Origin of the sequence: Streptomyces sp. NPDC058751 (genome assembly GCF_042746485.1) — a bacterium.
Lineage (GTDB): Bacteria > Actinomycetota > Actinomycetes > Streptomycetales > Streptomycetaceae > Streptomyces.
Genome location: NZ_JBHYPZ010000111.1, coordinates 1 through 1,311, shown reverse-complemented (window position 1 = coordinate 1,311; position 1,311 = coordinate 1). Strand labels below are relative to the sequence as shown.

Sequence of the window (1,311 nt, the reverse complement as noted above, 5' to 3'; positions counted from 1 at the left end):
GTACTACCACCACCGCGAACAACCCCCGCAGTACCAGCAGTTCAACCGCGACCATGCCCGGCTGAGAGCCCCAGGCGAACGTGCCTTCGCTCAGTTGAAGTCCTGGCGGCTGCTACGACGAGCCAGATGCTCCACACGTCGCATCGGCACCGTTGTCCAGGCCGTCCACACGCTGCTGACCTGCGACTATTCAGGATGAAAGAGGTTCAGTGAACCCGTTTCGTCGATGATGACTATGTCGTGGTGGTCGCTGGCCCAGTCGATGCCGCAGAACGCTCTCAATCGCTTCACGCTTTCTCATCGGGCCTGTGTTGTGGCTGGTCACAGCCGTGCAGGGCATGCGTCTCTCTAATGGAAGGGCTCGGTGGCCCGACATCCGATTAGCCGTTCATGACCCCAGCGACCTGCGGGGCCCTCGGTCTTGATCGGAGCTGGATGGCTCTCGAGCGCGTAAGAGGTGGTTCCCGCAGGGGGCTTGGACCACGATCATCATCGGTGGTCAAGTGATCGCTCTCGACGCCGACTGCGAGCGTCAGCACACGTCAGTCTTCTTTGAGGGCTCAAAGCCCGGATCGTCGGCAGGCATTGCGCTGACGCCTGCGGCCGGCGTCGAGGAGGCGCGTTCAGCTACCGCCCATTAGATCGTCGGCAGGAAACGGGGCATCCTCACCGACACGATCGGACTCATCCTCGCCGTGACCGTCACCGCCGCGAACCTGTCCGAGAATGCCGTCGGAATCCAGCTCCTCGACCAGGCCAAGAAGACCTACCCGACCATCTCCAAGAGCTGGGTCGACACCGGCTTCAAGAACGCCGTCATCGAGCACGGCGCCAGCCTCGGAATCGACGTCGAAGTCGTCAACAGGAACCCAGGAGTTCGCGGCTTCCACGTTGTCAAAAGGCGCTGGGTTGTCGAACGAAGTATTGGTTGGATCATGCTGCACCGGCGCCTCGCCCGAGACTACGAGACCCTGCCCACCAGCTCCGAGGCCATGATCCACGTCGCCTCGATCGACAACCTCACCAAGCGCATAACGGACGAGACGACACCCACCTGGCGAGGGACTTACTAGTAGATAAAGGGCAATCCACCTAGATCAAACGCCCTCTCATGGCCTGCCGCCTCACCAGCGAGACCACCACATCCTGGCGCGACCCCGCAAATCCTCATCAACCGCAGATACCGGGATGAAACATCGGGAGAAAACGACCTCTCAGAGGACGTCCGCATTACCTTTGTGACTGTTCCGGAGGTTTTAATGCCCGTCAGGATTGATCGTATACAGGCAGAATGAACAGTATGTCGCTCCA

General features: G+C 60.3%; 1 protein-coding gene and 1 pseudogene. Both read left to right on the top strand.

Features of this window, described 5'->3' with window-relative positions:
- The coding region (locus ACFW6B_RS41140) for a transposase family protein (RefSeq protein WP_386605066.1) at window positions 1-199 on the top strand (199 nt) is incomplete at its 5' end.
- A gap of 442 nt (window positions 200-641) precedes the next feature.
- Window positions 642-1,073, top strand: a pseudogene (locus ACFW6B_RS41135) (transposase); the annotation flags it as partial.
- Window positions 1,074-1,311 lie beyond the last annotated feature (238 nt).